The sequence below is a fragment of the Fructilactobacillus lindneri DSM 20690 = JCM 11027 genome (genome assembly GCF_002907375.1).
Classification (GTDB): domain Bacteria; phylum Bacillota; class Bacilli; order Lactobacillales; family Lactobacillaceae; genus Fructilactobacillus; species Fructilactobacillus lindneri.
Genome location: NZ_MIYK01000019.1, coordinates 1 through 16,088, shown reverse-complemented (window position 1 = coordinate 16,088; position 16,088 = coordinate 1). Strand labels below are relative to the sequence as shown.

The window sequence follows — 16,088 nt, the reverse complement described above, 5'->3', positions numbered from 1 at the left end:
TATCAGCTTTTAACGTCGATCAGTTTTGGACGTAAATTAACTTTCCTTTAATAAATTTGATTATTCATTAAGATACAACAGTAAAATAATAGCCACGCAATTTATGCGGCTTTTTAAAATCTTTTCATTTCCATTTTTACGATACCTAAAATGCGCCCAGGTCTATCTTCGTTTAAAACAATTGGGTCATATGATGGGTTATCTGGCATAAGAATTACATTGGTTTTTGTTTTTTTAATTCGTTTTAAAGTAGCAGTGTTTTCATCTTCTAGTAAGACTGCTGCTATTTGACCATTTTCGGCGTCTGGTTGCTCTCTAACAACCACTTGAGAACCATTACTAATGGTTGGTTCCATGCTGTCTCCAATACAATTAAGGATAAAGAATGTACCATTCTTAACCACATCAGAGGGGATAGGAACATAGTCAGAAATATTTTCTTCAGCGATGATAGGTTCACCGCATGCTATTTCACCAATCACTGGAACGTTTACAAAGCTTGAGCCTATATACTCGATGTTAGAAGGCTTAGGAGTTTCAATACCAGCTAGATTATATAGAATAAACTTATTTATTCTTAAACCTTTAGCTATTTTATCTAGAGTTTCTGGCTTAGGATTAGAATCTGCCTTTTTGTTAGTTAATTTAGAAAGGTAAGCAGGGGATACTCCAATTTGCAAAGCTGCCTGTCTTAATGACCAACCGCTTTCATCTAACGTATTTTTAATATATATTCCTAAGTTAGTCTTATTTATATCAGTCATTTAGAGAACTTCCTTTAAATTTATTAAATATAGTATATATTAAATGTTTAGAAAAATGTATATTTTTATTTAAAAAGTGTTGCATATTTCTAAACGATGATATATAATTAATTATGTTGAAAGGAGATAAAAAATGACAACTACAAAATTAAAAGTTAAGAACCCGCAAGAATTAATCAGGGCTGCTAGACGAAAAGGCAAGTACAATAAAGATGTTGCCAACTGCATTGGTATAGCTCCAGCTTATTATTCGTCAGTCATTAATGGAAAACTATGCCCAGGGCCCAATACAGCTGAAAAGATTGCTGATTTTTTTGGAAAAAAGATTGATGATATTTTTTTTGAAGTAAGTGTTAAGAAAAATACAACACAAAAAGAGAAGGTGAGTTAATATGGAAACTTTGGTAATTATGAAAGACCAACAAGCAGTGACAAGTTCACTTAAAGTGGCTGAAACATTTGGAAAAAGACATAAGAATGTAATTCAATCTATTGAAAATTTGACGGCTGAAAATTCAGCTCTCCAAAACATGTTTAAATTAGGAACTTATTTATCGAAGCAAAACAAGACACTTCCGATGTATTACATGAACCGTGATGGTTTTACGTTGCTTGTTGTCGGTTTCATCTTTAAGCGTCAATGAGATTAACAAAGTTTTATATGAAGTTAATGAGTATGTTTATAGAAAAGTTTTAGAACAAAAAATCCCCACTAAATAGTGAGGAAAATTTTTATGAAAGGATAAGTTATGAATAATTTTGAAAAATATTGGATGATATTTTCTATATTAATCTCGATATTTGCTTTCCTGTTAAGTATTTATGTGACATTTTTTTATGAATAATTTTATTAGGTGTTTTAATTTCTAATTCAAAATTTTCAAAATAATCAAATCCTTTGGGATCAACAAATTCTATTAAAAAATCTTTTGTTTCATTTGGAGGTAAGTTATATGGGAGCTTAGTCGTCATAATTTCCGGAACTTGTTTGAATGGTGGTCTATAAGGAGAAATATCCCAAAGCGGACCTTCAAATGCATGAGATTTCCTATAAGATTCGAACAATTTATCTTTTTGAAAAATATTTATATTTGTTATTGCAACTTGTTTTGAAGATTTATTAGTTATTGAAATTAAAATATAAAAATCTTTAGGTGTAATTCTATATGTTCCTATATTTTTGATTAACAAGTTAACTCTTGATTTAATCCATAAGTAAAAAGGAGTTATACAACTAATTAATAATGAAAATGTCGATAGATATAAACTTAAATCTTTTATTTTAATCACCACCTTTCTAGTGACGATTATATCAAATGAATTAATAGCTAATTAAAAAGGAGGTGAGATAGATGATTTCATATTTTAGAGAGCTACTAAATTGTTTTTGGGAAATAGAAAAAGACCTTCACGCTATCGCAAGTAGCATGAAGGTCCCAAAAAAAGATTTATATGATGTTTTTGGAAACAAAATTAAAGATTAGTTTTTATCTTCTTCAATTTGTTTTAGGATCCGTTGATAAGTTGCGTATAAATCTGTTTGTTTAACTTGAAAACGAATACTTGAATCTGAAATATTGTTTAATCCCATAAAGTTAAACCATGATTTTGTTAATTCTAATGCTAATTTTTCATTATCCAATATAATCACCTCCCTTGAAGTGATTATACCAAACAGAAAGAAGGTGATTTCGTGAATGATGTTTCACTTGTAGAAATTCATAAACAAGCAGCTGAAAAAGTTGCTTATGAAATGATTGCTCCAATTGCTGAAAATATAAAACTTGATTACGTAACAATTGATACAAAGCTTGCTAGAGTTTTAACACGACAATCGGCTAATGAATGGCAAGATATTGCAAAGACTCCAGCAATGAGAGCAATCGAGCACCATAAGAAAACGTCAACTGGTGCGCAAGGTAGGTCAATCTATTATTGGCCGGAAGAGTTTTATCCAACAGTAAAAAAAGTATTAAGAGAAAGGATGGATTGAAATGATGGCAGAAATCCCAGCATGGGTAATGTATATTGCAATATTCATTTTTGCAGCGTTTTACGGGAAGTATGTAATTTATGCAATCGTTAGTTTCTTCAAATTTTTGAAAGATGACATTGAAGAAATGATTAGTAACCCAAGATATTACTTTAAAGATTTTTTTGGAGGTCCAAATGATTAGATTAATTAAGATCATAAAAAAAGACCGATCACGTGGAAGCGTGAAAGGTCCAGAATTACTAGCTTTAGTAAATTTAATTCCTTTTAATTCTAACAGCAAAGGCAAACTAATTCAATCGGAGGCGAGATAGTATGAAAAAAATTAACGCATTATCCCACAACATCATCATTGTTAATCAACGAATTAAAGAAACTGTTGATGATAAGAAAATGAATGATAGATGGTTAAAGGTTTTTAACTCTCTTGTTTCTGAATTGTTTAAAGAATTAGCTGATCCGAGTGAGAAAGGGGTTCTAGATGGCGTGCAAGTATTGTGAAAATGGCAAACCATTGTATGACTTTAACGTAGCTGCAGTCATTGTTCCTAATTCTCAATTAGGTGCAGGGCTTCAAATATTTGATGATACAACTAATTCTTATATCAAGAGTGATAAAGAACCAATAGCTGAATTAGACATTGAGTATTGTCCCAAATGTGGCGATTGGATTGGTAGATGGGACGAAAACCCAAAGTATAAAAAAGAAAACGAAACTAAAGGGGTAAACATAAAATGACAACTAAACAAACAGCAGTAATCGAATATAAATCAAACGGACAAGAAGTTAAATTAAGTCCAAGCATGGTTAGAAATTATTTAGTGAGTGGTAAAGGAAATGTATCTGATCAAGAAATAGTTAGTTTTATGCAACTTTGTAAGTACCAAGGATTAAATCCATTCTTGAATGAAGCTTACCTAGTTAAGTACGGAAGCGCACCAGCTTCTATTATTACGTCTAAAGAAGCATTTATGAAACGCGCCAATTCAGACCCACATTTCAAAGGATTCAAAGCTGGAATTCTTGTGCAACGTGGCGAGGAGTTAAAGAAACTAGATGGTGCGATTAAATTGCCAAAAGATATTTTAATCGGGGGTTGGGCAGAAGTAAAACGTGATGACCGTGACTATCCGATTTCTGTTGAAATCAGTTTAGATGAATTTGGAAAAGGTCAATCAACTTGGAAGCAAATGCCAATGAACATGATTAGAAAAACCGCCATCGTTAATGCTTTGCGTGAAGCCTTCCCAGAACAACTAGGAAATCTTTATACAGACGAAGAACAAGGACAAGGGCTTGCTCCTAAAAATATTAACAATCAAGCAACAGAAACAACCATTGATAAAAAAGAATCTGTAGAACAAACGTTCGATGTACCTGAAGAAACACAAAACAAAGCTGATGAATATTTCGATAAACAAGACTCAGAAACAATGGAAGGTGATTTTAATGACAGTGACAACTCAAGTGAAGAAACAACCAGCGAAGCAGAACAAGAAGAACTCTTTAAAGAAGGACCAGGAGCAGGAGTTCATTCTAAAGCAGAGTAATTATTATTCTGCTGAAGCTAATCAGCATTTTATGAGTAAGTCACTGTATTGGAATTTTCTTGGTTGCGAAGCTGCAGCTCTTGCTCAGTTAAAGGGAGAATACAACGCATTTCAGGACGAAACTCCTTTGTTAGTAGGAAATTACCTACATTCTTATTTCGAGTCTGAAGAGTCACACAAGAGCTTCCTAGACGTAAATAAAAAGAAATTATACAAGTATGGCAAACCTGAAAAAGGTTTGAAAAAGCAATTTACTGATGCTGACAAAATGATTAAAGCGTTAAAAGATGACCCATCATTTCCATATATTTACAAAGGCAATAAAGAAGCAATTGTAACAGGCAAAATCAATGGAATTCAATGGATGGGTAAAATTGATTGTTTGAATTTAGATGCTAAAAATTCTTATTTTGTTGATTTGAAAACAGTCGATGATTTTCATAAGAAACACTGGGACGATGGACAACATAAGTTTGTAAACTTTGCTCAACAGCGTGGTTATATTCTTCAAATGGCAATCTATAAAGAGTTAATTAAACAAACATTTGGAATTAATGCAAGACCATTTATCATTGCCGTTTCAAAACAAAGTACACCAGATAAAGCAATTTATTCTATTCCTGATGAAGATATGCAAGAGCAGCTTAACGAATTACAAGAATGTCAAGAACACATTCGAGATGTAATCAAAGGCACGGTTAAACCAATTCCTTGCGGTCATTGTGACTATTGCAGAATGCATAAGACATTAGGTTCAATTCAATCTATTGACGATATTGAGATTTTTTAGGAGATATAAAAATGAATGAAATATTTCCAGATTTTTTCACACAAATACCTTCATCGATTATGAAATCAAAAAAATTAAATTCAACCGATAAATGTATTTATGGTGTGATCTATACGATGTTAAACACTACTCGTAAATGTTTTATGAGCAATGCAAGAATTGCTAGTGAAATTAGTTCGACACCTAAGTCTGTTTCTAGATCAATCACAAAGTTATCACGGTTAGGATTATTTAATGTTGAACTAACTTATATAGATGGTACAAAACAAGTTGATAAAAGATTTATTACTTTAGGAAATACCCCTATACCCAAAAATGAGCATAGGGTATGCCCAAATAAAAGCATAGGTATGCCCAAAAATGAGCAGGATAATAAATCACTTAATAGACTATCTGATTATGGTGGTGGTGACGCTGAAAAATCACTTCAAGCTGTTGCTAACAATTTTCAAAAGAATATCGGAGTGTTAAATGCTAAAAATATCGATGATTTACGAGTCTGGTCTGAAGACATGCCACTTGATGTTATTAATTACGCGATTGATATAGCAGCAGATAATAACGCCCAAACATTTAGTTATGTAAATTCAATTCTTAAGCGTTGGTATCAATCAAACATTAAAACGATTGAACAAGCTAAGGCTAGTAGTACCAAGAATGGTAAACGAAATTACGGTAGTTCTAACAAACGCAAAAGTAAGCGGGGTGAGATAGATGAAGAACTTGGTTTCTAGTTTGCCTACTCCAAAGAAATTAGAAGAGTTCTGCTCTATTCATCAAACTACTAGATTAATCAAAGGTGTCATTCCTGGTCACAAAGATAAAGTTTGCCCAGCTTGTGTTGAAGAAGCCAGAAGGAATACTAACGAAAGAGAAATTGAGAAGTTTAGAAATCGCAGAACTTATAACCGATTATATGTTGATTCGGTTTTAACAGATGAAGATGTTCTTGAATGCTCGTTTGATAATTTTGAAGTTACGAATGCAGCTCAAAACGAGCAGCTTAACAGAATGAAACAGATAGCAAACCTTTATTTAGATAAGAACTTCAAAGGTAACACAGTTCTCTCAGGTAAAGCCGGAACAGGTAAGACACATTTAGCTTATTCATTACTTAGATATGTGAATGAGAATGCTAATCCAAAACAATCGTGTTTGTTTATCGATTTTAATGAGCTGGTTTCCAAAATTAAAGGAAATTTCAAATCTACTTCCACAATTTGGAAAGAAGAAACGATGATTGAGCAAATTGGTAATGCTGATCTAGTTGTTTTAGATGACTTGGGAAGTGAGTCCAGCTTCAAAGGCGACAATAACGAATCATCAGATTGGAACCAACGTTTGCTGTTTAACATCTTAAATCGTCGCAACAGAACAATAATTACTAGTAATTTAAGCGGCAAAGAAATGAAAGAGATTTACAATCCTAAAATTGTATCTCGAATTAGTAAAGGAACTAAAGACAAGTCAATCGTTTTTGATAAAAAACTAAAAGATTATAGGAGTGAACAATTTTGAAAATTACATTTGATAAGAACTGTCCAGTTTGCCACGGATCAGGACAAGAATTAATCCCGTTTAAATACGGGGAAGGCTACATTGGCATGCAAACTTGCCGATTATGTACTCAACGGGCCAAAGATTTAGAAGAGTTTAAGGAGCTTTGTTCTCCAAGTTTAGTTGGAGGTGATAGTCATGACTGTTGAAATTAAAGACAATCACGAAATGCTGAAACTTGTGCATGAATTAGAAGATGATTATGCCTTTGAAGACGAATTTGGCAACAACCACTTTTCAATTAACAACGTTCCTAAAAATAATCCAATTCTTAAAGCTATTCAAAAGTTTAATGGTGAAAAATTAATTACACATGAAAAAGGATTTAAAACTGCTTATCTGTATCAAGCGTACGACTGGAATAACAAGTTAGTTGCTGAAGGCTTTGATAAGCAATACTTAATGACTAAATTAAGAAAAGTGAAAGACTTTAAAAATTATCGTTTTAGTTTATCAATGATTAACAGCGGATTAAAAAGAGACCACGGAAAATTTTATTGGGGATATATCAAAATCAAAGAAGTAAAACGTGAGGTTGCAATCCCTAAAACTTACGAAAAATACGAATACTCAGCTTTCGATAAAGATGGCAACTTCATATGTAAGGCAGAAGGCATTCGTAAACTAGAAGCTAAGTTAAAGAATTCACGTCTTAAAGATTGTATTGGGTTGAGTAACTCCTCCATTGGAGATCACTTGAAAAAATATAACGGTAAAACGAGATGGGGACATATTGAGATTAAAGAAATCGAGAAAATCAAAAGGGAATAAATATGGAGCTAAGAAGCAAATTATCGATGGCATTAAATTTGATAGCAAAGCAGAAGCTCAATATTACTTAATCTACGTCAAAAATAATTGGAAACACTTCAGCGTACATGAGAGCTTCGAAATTACGCCAAAATTTAAGCTAGACAAACGTAATAAGCGCCATCGAGTTTACTCCCCAGATTTTGTTAAAAGAGACGAGAACGGCAAAATACTCAAAGTTGTAGATGTTAAACCTGAAAAGATTACAGATGGTGCCAGCTTGAGAATGAATCAATTTGAATTCATTTATAAGATACCGAAAGAAATTCGATGTGCATTGAACCGGTTTACATGAGATAATCAGAATAGATTAGAAGCCCTGAAACAGGCGTAAAATAACAAATGCTTAAAAATGATGCTACTGGAAGTTGGTCGCATCTTTAATTAGTATTTAAATTAAAAATTAGAATCTAAAGGAGAACTTATATAATGACAATACACAAGAATCCTTTAGTTAAGCCCTTTGTCAAATGGGCTGGGGGAAAGCGACAATTATTACCAGAGATAAAACGTTATTTGCCGTCAAAAATTAAAAATTATTACGAACCATTCGTGGGAGGGGGCGCTGTTTTTTTAGATATACAATGTCCACACCCCATAATTAACGACTTTAATGATGAATTAATCAATACCTACTTAGTAGTAAGAGATGACGTCGATTCTTTAATCCATTTACTCAAAAAGCATGAGCTTAATAACAGTAGTGACTACTATTACCAAATGCGTGCTTGGGATCGTACTGGTGAACTACAAAAACGCTCTAATACAGAACGTGCTGCAAGATTCATTTATCTTAATAAAACCGGATTTAATGGCTTATTTCGTGTAAATTCTCAAGGTCAGATTAACGTTCCTTATGGTCGCTACAAGAATCCTGCTATTGTTAATGAGGAAGTTTTACATGCAGTTTCACTATATTTAAATAGATCAAGCGCTACTATATTTAATGGTGATTACTATGATGCTATTAAAAGTGCCAAGAAGGGGGACTTTGTATACTTAGATCCCCCTTATGCTCCCATATCAGAAGATAAACAAAGTTTTGTTGGTTACACTTTGAATGGTTTTGGAAGAGAAGAACAGGAACGTTTGCGTGATGTGTTCAATGAACTTACAAAACGGGGTGTTAATGCTATGCTTTCTAATTCCAAGGTACAGTTGATCGAAGATCTGTATAAAGAATATCAAGAAACAACTAGGACCGTTACAGCTACAAGAAACATAAATTCGAATAGTGCTGGGCGTGGCCGAGTTGATGAAGTATTGATCATGAATTACAAAACAGGTAATTAGGTAGGGGAACGTCAATGGATAAAAGTAATAAACTAGACATTGCCTGGAATCACTTATTTGCAAAATATGATATCTTGAATGAAATAGACCAAAATGGTGTATGTAAGCTAAAGGCAGAGCAAATTAAAGAATTCCGTGAACCAAGACTGATGACTAAATTTGACTGGTCAGATGCTCGTCCTAAAGTTTTTCGAGAGAATGGCTTGTCTGTACTGCCTGATAGTCGTGGAACCTATGTAATCGGAAAATTTAAAGCATACAAAAAGCTTGAATATGAAGAAGTCAAACCTATTAGTGTTAAAATGCCTGAATGGATACATTCATTTGATCATTTCCCAGTAACATCAGAAGCTGTTGCTTTAAACATCGCCCAAATGACTGGTATGATAGACATGATCATGGGGACTAATGACGGTGAGCCGTCTGCTATAAGCACTATAACAGGTCGTCTCAAATCGGGAGAATTAAAGTACCGAATAGATTTAAAAGATTCTAAAAGTCCTTATTCGTTTAGCGTTCATAATAGCCAGGTAGAAATCGATGCGGGCTTTGAAAATTTAAATAATTTACTTGTAATAGAAGCCAAAAACAGAATTCCACAAGATTTCATGATCAGACAGCTTTATTATCCCTTTCGCGGCTATACCAATCTTAATATAGACAAAAAAGTACTACCGGTATATCTTACACATGCAGACAATGTCTACGCTTTTCATGTATTTGAATTCACAGATCCGAACAACTATTCAAGTATTCGACGTGTTAAACAAGTAAATTTCATTGTGGATCAAAGCTTGGCTATTACTCTTGAAAATGTTAAACAAATCAGTAAGGATAGTCCTAATCTGAAAGATACCATCACATTTCCACAAGCAGATAGTCTTACACGTATTTTGGACATGCTGCAGCATTTACGGACTCCTAAAGATAAATTTGAATTAGGTAGTGACTACCAGTTTAATGAACGACAAGGTGATTATTATGGAAACGCTCTTCGTTATCTTGGATTTGCTAGCAAAGTTGAAAGAAAATTTGAGTTGACAAAACTAGGAAAATACGTTGCCGATTTACCTAACTCTGACAATAGAAATAAAATTATTATTAAACAAATCCTATCAACCAAATGCTTTAATTTAATATTCGTAAATACTCTTCATAATGGTGGTGAATTTGATAATGATTATATCGATCATGTCTTATTAGACAATGCTATGTCTGTGCGCAGTAGTACAACTGCAAAAAGACGACGTAGCACTGTGAAAAACTGGCTTAACTGGGTTTTAAGCACTGCTACTGCAGAATAGATAAGGAGCTGTATACATTGCTTTCCTAACTCGCAAAATTCTAAAGAGTTAACTGAACTGGAAAGGTCCCTGCATATCTAATCGCCAAGTGTGATGTAACTTAAGGTTATGTCACACTTTTTTGTTTTTTAATTACTGTTACTAGAACAATTCACACTAAAAATAAAAGTTACTCTTGATTGATCATACAGCCGTTAGGCAATTGATATTTATATTGTGCCTTTGCTCAATTTGAAAGCGACCCGTTCTTCCCCCGTACACGAGAAGACAAAAGCTATGACAGAGTTTATATTTTTATTTAAGTAAGGGCCAACCAAAAACTTACACAAATACAATTAGAACATAAACTACTTCAGCAAGGTAAATATCATGGTCGCAAACCCCAATACACCCAAGACGATCCCCGCTTGCAACATGCTTTTAAGCTTTACCAGGCAGGCATGAGTGATGTCGATGTTGCCCGTAATACAGGCATTAAACGGACGACCTTTATAAGGTATCGAAAGAAATTTAATGTTAACAGATAATAGGTATGACTAATTGTTGAAACCTATTTATACCAAATCTCAATGACTTACCTTCGGTTAACCATAAAGATGAAAACAAATCGAATAATACTATTGATAATTTGGAATGGTGTACTGCAAAATACAATGTTAATTATGGAACTTATAAGAAAAGAGTTAGCTGGAGCAAGTCAAAACCAGTTATTGGATTTGGTAAAACTAAAGTTGCCATTTTAAAACATGCAGATAATGCAATAAGAAATAACATCAAAGGAATATCTAGAAGTTCTCGTAAAATGAAATGGAGATTTCTGAAATTTGATTTTAATGGTTTGAAGAAGTTAAAACTAACTAACGTTGGAGAATTGGAGAAACAGAATGATTAATTATACAGAAACTCCATGCTTACAAATTGCAAGTAAAGAAATCATGGTTGCTTTACAGCATAAGTATGGAATAGACAAAATTTTAGAAATAGACGATAAGTTAGTCCTTATCGGCAAAGATTGGTGTCACAAATCAGATGACGGACTGCAACTTGTTGAAAGAGAATTAGCTGCTAAAACATGTATGAGATTGGGGAATTAGTATGTTCATATTATTCATATTGTTATTGTGCGTTATATGGTTCTTTATGAGTGGCTGTGGCTCTAGCTGCCTAACGTGGGTAGTAGGAATTATGATGATTTTGTTTTTGCTATCGTTGTTAATTAATCATTGGTGGTTAATCTTATTAATCATTATTATTGGTTTGATCGGTGCGTATTTTAAGTAAAAAGCGAAAGGAATATATTAATATGACAGGTAAGATTAGATTAAAACTACCAAAAGATAGTTACGTTCATACTAAAGAAGGCAACGAAGGTCATTTCATTAATTGTAAAGAAAACCGTGACGAAAATTACATTGAAGTAACTCGTGAAGGATTAGATGTTTTGCTAAATGATATTTTTAAATCACCAGCAACGATTGAATATGGATAGTAACTAATAAATACATTAATTCAGTGCATAAAAAAAGACCACCAGTAGTTGGTAGTCTGATAAAGCAGTCAAGTGCCTATATTATAACATTTGTAGCTATCAATTACTGGAGGTTCTACATGTCACATTTTCCATTTTTAGATCAAAATGCAACGATTAAAAATGCAAAAGAAATCTTAAAAGATTATGAAGATTATCATAATTTAGAACAAAGCCTAAAGCTAACAATTAAAAGTCCAATTATTTCTGATGTGCCTAAATCAGCTCCAGTTGGTAATAGACAAGAAGACAAAGTTGTTGAGAAGTTAGAAATCAGAAACTATTCAGCGTTCTATTGTAAGTTGATTAGAAATGTAGTTGAAGCGATGGAAAATAAAGACTATCAAATTATTATCCGTGATACGTACCTTGTGGATTGCCAAACTGCCGTTTCAATTATGATGGAACTAAATTTAGCACCAGCACAATTCTATAGAATGAAAAATGACGCATTGCTTGTGTTTGCCCAGACTTTGCCACCATTTCATGATTTAGATGGGAAATGGATAGATCCATTGGTTTATAAAAACTAGATGATAGTGATTTGGTAGTGATTTGATATTAATATGGAGCTAGCTTAACTATAATAGGTATTGTAGAAAAGATTAAATAATATTAAATAAACAACAAAAAAACTCCAACTAGCAATCGATTTAGTCTTTTTCTACACAGCGTGGTAAGGTTCAATTCCTTACTGCGCTTTTTTTATACATATATTTAAGTGGTGATATACATTGCTGAACGTACTAGAAAGGACCTTGAACGTGAGCGTAAAGTTATTGCAAGGTGATTGCCTTGAATTAATGAAAGGCATTCCAGATAAAAGTATTGATATGATTCTATGCGATTTACCATACGGAACCACTGCCAATAAGTGGGACAAGATATTACCAGCCGAAATATTATGGGGACAATATTTAAGAATTATTAAGCCTAAAGGTGCTATTGTCTTGTTTACTAGTGGGCAATTTACAAATAAGTTAATTAATTCGCAAAATGATATTTACCGTTACAAATGGGTATGGGAAAAGAATCGAAGAGGCAACTTCGTTAATGCAAAGAATCGACCTATGACTTCGTATGAAGAAATCTGTGTTTTCAGTAAAGGTATTACTGCCAATACAAAAAATACTGATTTGAAAATGAATTATTATCCTCAAGGATTAATTGAAATTAATAAAATTAAGAAACATAGTGATACACAATTTGGCACAATGGCTGGCAAACGACCCAGTCATAAGAAAGTGACGGTTCAAAAATACACAAACTATCCTAGTGACATTTTAAAGTTTGATTGTGTTTCAAAGCCTGAGCACCCAACACAAAAGCCTCTGGAATTGCTTGAATATTTAATTAGAACGTATACTCGTGAAAATGAAACAGTATTAGATAATACTATGGGTTCTGGCTCAACAGGAGTAGCCTGCGTTAATACTAACCGCAACTTCATTGGTATGGAACTGGACGAGAACTATTTCAAGATTGCAAAGGAACGTATAGAAAGGATTAAAAGTAAACGTGACTTATAAACGTGATGGAATACCATACTCTAGCCGTCAAGAGTATGACTTAATTAATCTCATTGATAATGAAAATAAGCGTAAGAAGAAAGGCGAGCAACGTGCCAATCGTCGCAGCAAATTGGATAGACAAGCTAACGAAGACAGTAAACCAGTATATGGTATTAACACCAGATGAAACTGATACAGTTAGCTTACAGTTAACCAGAGATACTAAGAACGTAGACAATGCTATTAACAACATAGCTAGTAAGAAGGTAAATTGATTGCCAAAGGTTAGAAGATGTCGCTATGAATTATGTAATAGATTAGTTCCTTATCCTAATCATTATTGTAATGAACATAAGCAGTATGAAGCAGAGTATCAATCTAAACGAAGCAAAGCACGACAGCGATACTTGCAACGATACAACAAAGTCAAACGCAATCGAGACAATGATTCTAAACAACGTTATCAGTTCTATCGAAGCAGACAATGGGCATCGCTAAGAGCTGCAGTGTTAGAGCGTGACTATTACCTTTGCCAATACTGCCAAGCAATTGGTCACACAACACCGAATAGTAGAACAGTAGATCACATTGTACCGATTGAATACGATGATACTCTAAAGGACGATATAAACAATTTAGCAGTCACATGTAGAAAGTGTCACAAGAAAAAAACTGACTGGGAAAAGAAATTTTATGGAACAGGTCAAAAGAACCAATTAAAAGAAAAACCGGAAATAAAAGACGTGGAACAGATTGTAAAACTGATGAACGCAAAATAAAAACACCCCCGCCCCTCTTTTTCAATCAAGGGGAGCACGCACACAGTCTGATTTGTAGGCCAGCACAAAAATTAAAATTTTTTTATAGGGGGGTCTCTGAGATGGTAATTCCCAAGGGGAAGGCAACCATCTCTTTGAAAATTGCTGAAAACTACCCCTTAAAACCACCCCATAACGAAAGGAAGTGAGAATTTGCCAAAAAATAAGATGACGTTGCCTGATTCACCACCTGATTATTTAAAAAGCACAGCTCGCTATATGTGGCGAAGAATTGTTCCACTTATAAAAAAAGATCCCAACGTAAATAATATGGACAGAACAATGGTAGAAGCATTTTGTGTTAATTACGAAATGATGAGAAATGCTTATAAACATGTTCAAGAACGAGGAGCAGTCACTGCTGCCTATAAAACGGTTGTTAATCCTGTTACTGGAGAAGTTATTTCAGAAGACTTTGTTGGTTACAAACGAAATCCTAGTACGCAAATTATTGATTCATCTACGGCTAAATTAAAACAACTTGGAAGCGAGTTGGGGTTAACCCCTCAATCGCGTGATGAACTTATGAAATTAAAAGGAAACGCAAAAGAAGACAAAGATAGGATGGAAGCTTTAAAAGATTTTTTTGGTGGTAAATCATGATAGAAAAAATTGATTTATCAAAAACCAAAGATGTTTTTAGTGCTTACAAATCAATTGATTTCAGTGAAATAAAGAAAAAATATTCTGATCCAGCAACTGTTTATGCGTTTGATGTACTTGATCAAAAAATATTGACTGGATATGATATTCAGCTTGCTTGTTTCCGGCATTTACGTGATTTGCAAATGCAAAAAACCAAAGAACTTCCGTTTGAATATAATGTGAGCTCTGTTGCTGAACTTTTGAAATTTGCAGAGATGTGTCCTGAAGCTGAAAGTAAACAACCAGTTGATTTAATGGATTGGCAAAAGTTTATCTTAAGTATGTTAATAGGTTGGCGCAATGCTGATGATGGTCAAAAGCGATTTTCAAAATCTATCATTTCAGTTGCACGTCATAACGGTAAGACTTACTTAATGTCTATTGTTTTGTGTTATGCATTTCTAATAGAAAGTATCGGACGAAATAACTTGCAATTTCTTGTGTCATCAATTGATGCCAAACAAAGTGCTCAATTAATGAGTTACGTTAAAGAAACACTATCAACACTATTCACAGCAGAAGAATTACGTAATAGACCTAATCCTTTTTATCAATACAATGAAGACATTGGTGTTGATTTGAAAGGTCTAAATACTAGTTCAGATATGATTATTGCCAAGAATACAAGAAATCGTATTGTTAGAATTACTTTTAATTCTGGTACTTATGATGGTTTTCATTTTACGACTGCAATTGGAGATGAATTTGGGAGTCCTAAGGCAAATGACCACAAGAAATTAAACTCAATTACTTCTGGTCAGACTATGGGGGTTAAAAGCCCACAGTTCATTAGAATTAGTACAGCTTATGAAGACCCCAACGTTGAATTTCATCAAACCGAATTAGCTGTTCTTGAATCAGTTGAACGTGACTATAAACGTGACCCAGATTATTTTAATTACTTAGTTTTAAATTGGTCTCAAGATAATGATGACGAAACTTATAAAGAAAATACATGGGCTAAATCTAATCCACTTGTTAATTTACCTGGTCAAAGAGAAAAGTTCTTAAAAAGCATTGAAAATGAGCGAAGTTCTAGTTTAGTGTCTGCTTCAATTAATAGTTTTAAAAATAAATCTATGAATCAGTGGTTACAGACTAATGATAATTCCTATGTCACTCTTGATGATATTGAATCTGCGGTTATTAACGATTTTGATATTGTTGGTAGAGAAGTTTATGTAGGTTTTGATGGCTCGATTGGTGGAGATAATTCAGCAATTGCTTTTGTTTATCCTTATCAAGAAAATGGAGAATACAAATTTCATATCGAACAATACTCATGGATCCCCTGGCATGATAATGGATCAATTGAAGCCAAAGAGCGTGCAGATGGTTTGCCATATCGCGAGTTGGCCAAAAAAGGATTTTGTGAGGTTGAACCGGAACCAGGAGTTATTGATTATGAATCTATTTTCAAATGGATTAACGCCTATATTGACGACCATCAATTAAACGTTCTGTTTTTCGGGATTGATAATGCTGCTAAAGGTAATTACATTAGTACGGCTTTGGTAAATAGTA

Annotated in this window: 26 protein-coding genes and 1 pseudogene; 24 read left to right on the top strand and 3 right to left on the bottom strand. The window is 33.5% G+C overall.

The annotated features are described in order from the left end of the window. Positions 1-113: 113 nt before the first annotated feature. On the bottom strand, positions 114-764 hold the full coding sequence (locus BHU33_RS06440) for a LexA family protein (protein ID WP_054646889.1): 651 nt from the start codon (positions 762-764) through the stop codon (positions 114-116). Positions 765-897: 133 nt separating this feature from the next. Between BHU33_RS06440 and BHU33_RS06435 the strand changes: the two genes are divergently transcribed. Next, the gene (locus BHU33_RS06435) at positions 898-1,155 is read left to right on the top strand and encodes a helix-turn-helix transcriptional regulator (RefSeq protein ID WP_054646890.1); all 258 of its coding nucleotides are present in this window, start codon (positions 898-900) and stop codon (positions 1,153-1,155) included. 1 nt (position 1,156) lies between these two features. Beyond that, on the top strand, positions 1,157-1,408 hold the full coding sequence (locus BHU33_RS06430; RefSeq protein ID WP_054646891.1) for a Rha family transcriptional regulator: 252 nt from the start codon (positions 1,157-1,159) through the stop codon (positions 1,406-1,408). A gap of 139 nt (positions 1,409-1,547) precedes the next feature. Here BHU33_RS06430 and BHU33_RS06425 read toward each other — a convergent pair whose 3' ends face one another. After that, entirely contained in the window at positions 1,548-1,955 is a 408-nt protein-coding gene (locus BHU33_RS06425) for a hypothetical protein (RefSeq protein ID WP_054646892.1), read from the bottom strand. Positions 1,956-2,116: 161 nt separating this feature from the next. On the opposite strand from BHU33_RS06425, the gene BHU33_RS07725 reads away from it, so the two are divergent. Continuing rightward, positions 2,117-2,248: a hypothetical protein gene (locus tag BHU33_RS07725; RefSeq protein WP_263850567.1), complete on the top strand. Its 132-nt coding sequence runs from the start codon at positions 2,117-2,119 to the stop codon at positions 2,246-2,248. On the opposite strand, the gene BHU33_RS07545 is transcribed toward BHU33_RS07725, so the two are convergent. Further along, a complete protein-coding gene (locus BHU33_RS07545) occupies positions 2,245-2,406 on the bottom strand; it encodes a hypothetical protein (protein ID WP_156405631.1) in 162 nt (53 codons plus the stop codon). The two genes, BHU33_RS07725 and BHU33_RS07545, sit on opposite strands and share 4 nt — an antisense overlap. A gap of 51 nt (positions 2,407-2,457) precedes the next feature. Here BHU33_RS07545 and BHU33_RS06420 point away from each other — a divergent pair, with 51 nt between their 5' ends. The 21 genes and pseudogenes from BHU33_RS06420 to BHU33_RS06315 form a co-directional block, all read left to right on the top strand. Beyond that, on the top strand, positions 2,458-2,757 hold the full coding sequence (locus BHU33_RS06420) for a hypothetical protein (protein WP_054646893.1): 300 nt from the start codon (positions 2,458-2,460) through the stop codon (positions 2,755-2,757). 1 nt (position 2,758) lies between these two features. Continuing rightward, positions 2,759-2,941: a hypothetical protein gene (locus tag BHU33_RS06415; RefSeq protein WP_054646894.1), complete on the top strand. Its 183-nt coding sequence runs from the start codon at positions 2,759-2,761 to the stop codon at positions 2,939-2,941. Between the two features lie 131 nt (positions 2,942-3,072). Beyond that, positions 3,073-3,258 carry a hypothetical protein gene (locus tag BHU33_RS06410; protein WP_054646895.1) on the top strand — a complete coding sequence of 62 codons (186 nt, stop codon included), beginning with the start codon at positions 3,073-3,075 and terminating at the stop codon, positions 3,256-3,258. After that, a complete protein-coding gene (locus BHU33_RS06405; RefSeq protein WP_054646896.1) occupies positions 3,239-3,496 on the top strand; it encodes a hypothetical protein in 258 nt (85 codons plus the stop codon). The genes BHU33_RS06410 and BHU33_RS06405 overlap by 20 nt, the downstream gene beginning before the upstream one ends. Next, positions 3,493-4,308 carry a phage recombination protein Bet gene (bet, locus tag BHU33_RS06400; protein WP_078775219.1) on the top strand — a complete coding sequence of 272 codons (816 nt, stop codon included), beginning with the start codon at positions 3,493-3,495 and terminating at the stop codon, positions 4,306-4,308. Before BHU33_RS06405 ends, bet begins: the two co-directional genes overlap by 4 nt. After that, on the top strand, positions 4,208-5,098 hold the full coding sequence (locus BHU33_RS06395) for a PD-(D/E)XK nuclease-like domain-containing protein (RefSeq protein ID WP_054646897.1): 891 nt from the start codon (positions 4,208-4,210) through the stop codon (positions 5,096-5,098). Before bet ends, BHU33_RS06395 begins: the two co-directional genes overlap by 101 nt. 11 nt (positions 5,099-5,109) lie before the next feature. After that, positions 5,110-5,832 (top strand): DnaD domain protein, encoded by a 723-nt coding sequence (locus BHU33_RS06390; protein WP_054646898.1) that lies wholly within the window; start codon positions 5,110-5,112, stop codon positions 5,830-5,832. Continuing rightward, on the top strand, positions 5,813-6,616 hold the full coding sequence (locus BHU33_RS06385) for an ATP-binding protein (RefSeq protein WP_054646899.1): 804 nt from the start codon (positions 5,813-5,815) through the stop codon (positions 6,614-6,616). Before BHU33_RS06390 ends, BHU33_RS06385 begins: the two co-directional genes overlap by 20 nt. A 177-nt stretch (positions 6,617-6,793) precedes the next feature. After that, entirely contained in the window at positions 6,794-7,426 is a 633-nt protein-coding gene (locus BHU33_RS06375) for a hypothetical protein (RefSeq protein ID WP_054646901.1), read from the top strand. Continuing rightward, a complete protein-coding gene (locus BHU33_RS06370; protein WP_159442468.1) occupies positions 7,389-7,760 on the top strand; it encodes a DUF1064 domain-containing protein in 372 nt (123 codons plus the stop codon). Before BHU33_RS06375 ends, BHU33_RS06370 begins: the two co-directional genes overlap by 38 nt. Positions 7,761-7,894: 134 nt before the next feature. After that, positions 7,895-8,758 (top strand): DNA adenine methylase, encoded by an 864-nt coding sequence (locus BHU33_RS06365; protein ID WP_180993591.1) that lies wholly within the window; start codon positions 7,895-7,897, stop codon positions 8,756-8,758. 14 nt (positions 8,759-8,772) lie between these two features. Beyond that, complete coding sequence (locus tag BHU33_RS06360; RefSeq protein ID WP_054646903.1) at positions 8,773-10,062, top strand: type II restriction enzyme; 1,290 nt, start codon at positions 8,773-8,775, stop codon at positions 10,060-10,062. 353 nt (positions 10,063-10,415) lie between these two features. Beyond that, positions 10,416-10,589 (top strand): annotated as a pseudogene (locus BHU33_RS06355) (helix-turn-helix domain-containing protein); the annotation flags it as partial. A 29-nt stretch (positions 10,590-10,618) separates the two neighbouring features. Beyond that, positions 10,619-10,954 carry an HNH endonuclease gene (locus tag BHU33_RS07780; RefSeq protein ID WP_078775217.1) on the top strand — a complete coding sequence of 112 codons (336 nt, stop codon included), beginning with the start codon at positions 10,619-10,621 and terminating at the stop codon, positions 10,952-10,954. Further along, on the top strand, positions 10,947-11,156 hold the full coding sequence (locus BHU33_RS06345; RefSeq protein WP_054646905.1) for a hypothetical protein: 210 nt from the start codon (positions 10,947-10,949) through the stop codon (positions 11,154-11,156). Before BHU33_RS07780 ends, BHU33_RS06345 begins: the two co-directional genes overlap by 8 nt. Before the next feature lie 209 nt (positions 11,157-11,365). Beyond that, entirely contained in the window at positions 11,366-11,551 is a 186-nt protein-coding gene (locus BHU33_RS06340; RefSeq protein WP_054646906.1) for a hypothetical protein, read from the top strand. A gap of 119 nt (positions 11,552-11,670) precedes the next feature. Then, a complete protein-coding gene (locus BHU33_RS06335; protein WP_054646907.1) occupies positions 11,671-12,123 on the top strand; it encodes an ArpU family phage packaging/lysis transcriptional regulator in 453 nt (150 codons plus the stop codon). Between the two features lie 231 nt (positions 12,124-12,354). Then, positions 12,355-13,119, top strand: a complete 765-nt coding sequence (locus BHU33_RS06330; RefSeq protein WP_318529189.1) for a DNA-methyltransferase — start codon at positions 12,355-12,357, stop codon at positions 13,117-13,119. A 257-nt stretch (positions 13,120-13,376) separates the two neighbouring features. After that, a complete protein-coding gene (locus BHU33_RS06325) occupies positions 13,377-13,880 on the top strand; it encodes an HNH endonuclease (RefSeq protein ID WP_054646908.1) in 504 nt (167 codons plus the stop codon). Between the two features lie 192 nt (positions 13,881-14,072). Then, positions 14,073-14,522, top strand: a complete 450-nt coding sequence (locus BHU33_RS06320; protein ID WP_056997742.1) for a phage terminase small subunit P27 family — start codon at positions 14,073-14,075, stop codon at positions 14,520-14,522. Then, positions 14,519-16,088 (top strand): terminase TerL endonuclease subunit (locus BHU33_RS06315; protein WP_103433999.1); only part of this gene is annotated, 1,570 nt, incomplete at its 3' end. The genes BHU33_RS06320 and BHU33_RS06315, both read left to right, overlap by 4 nt.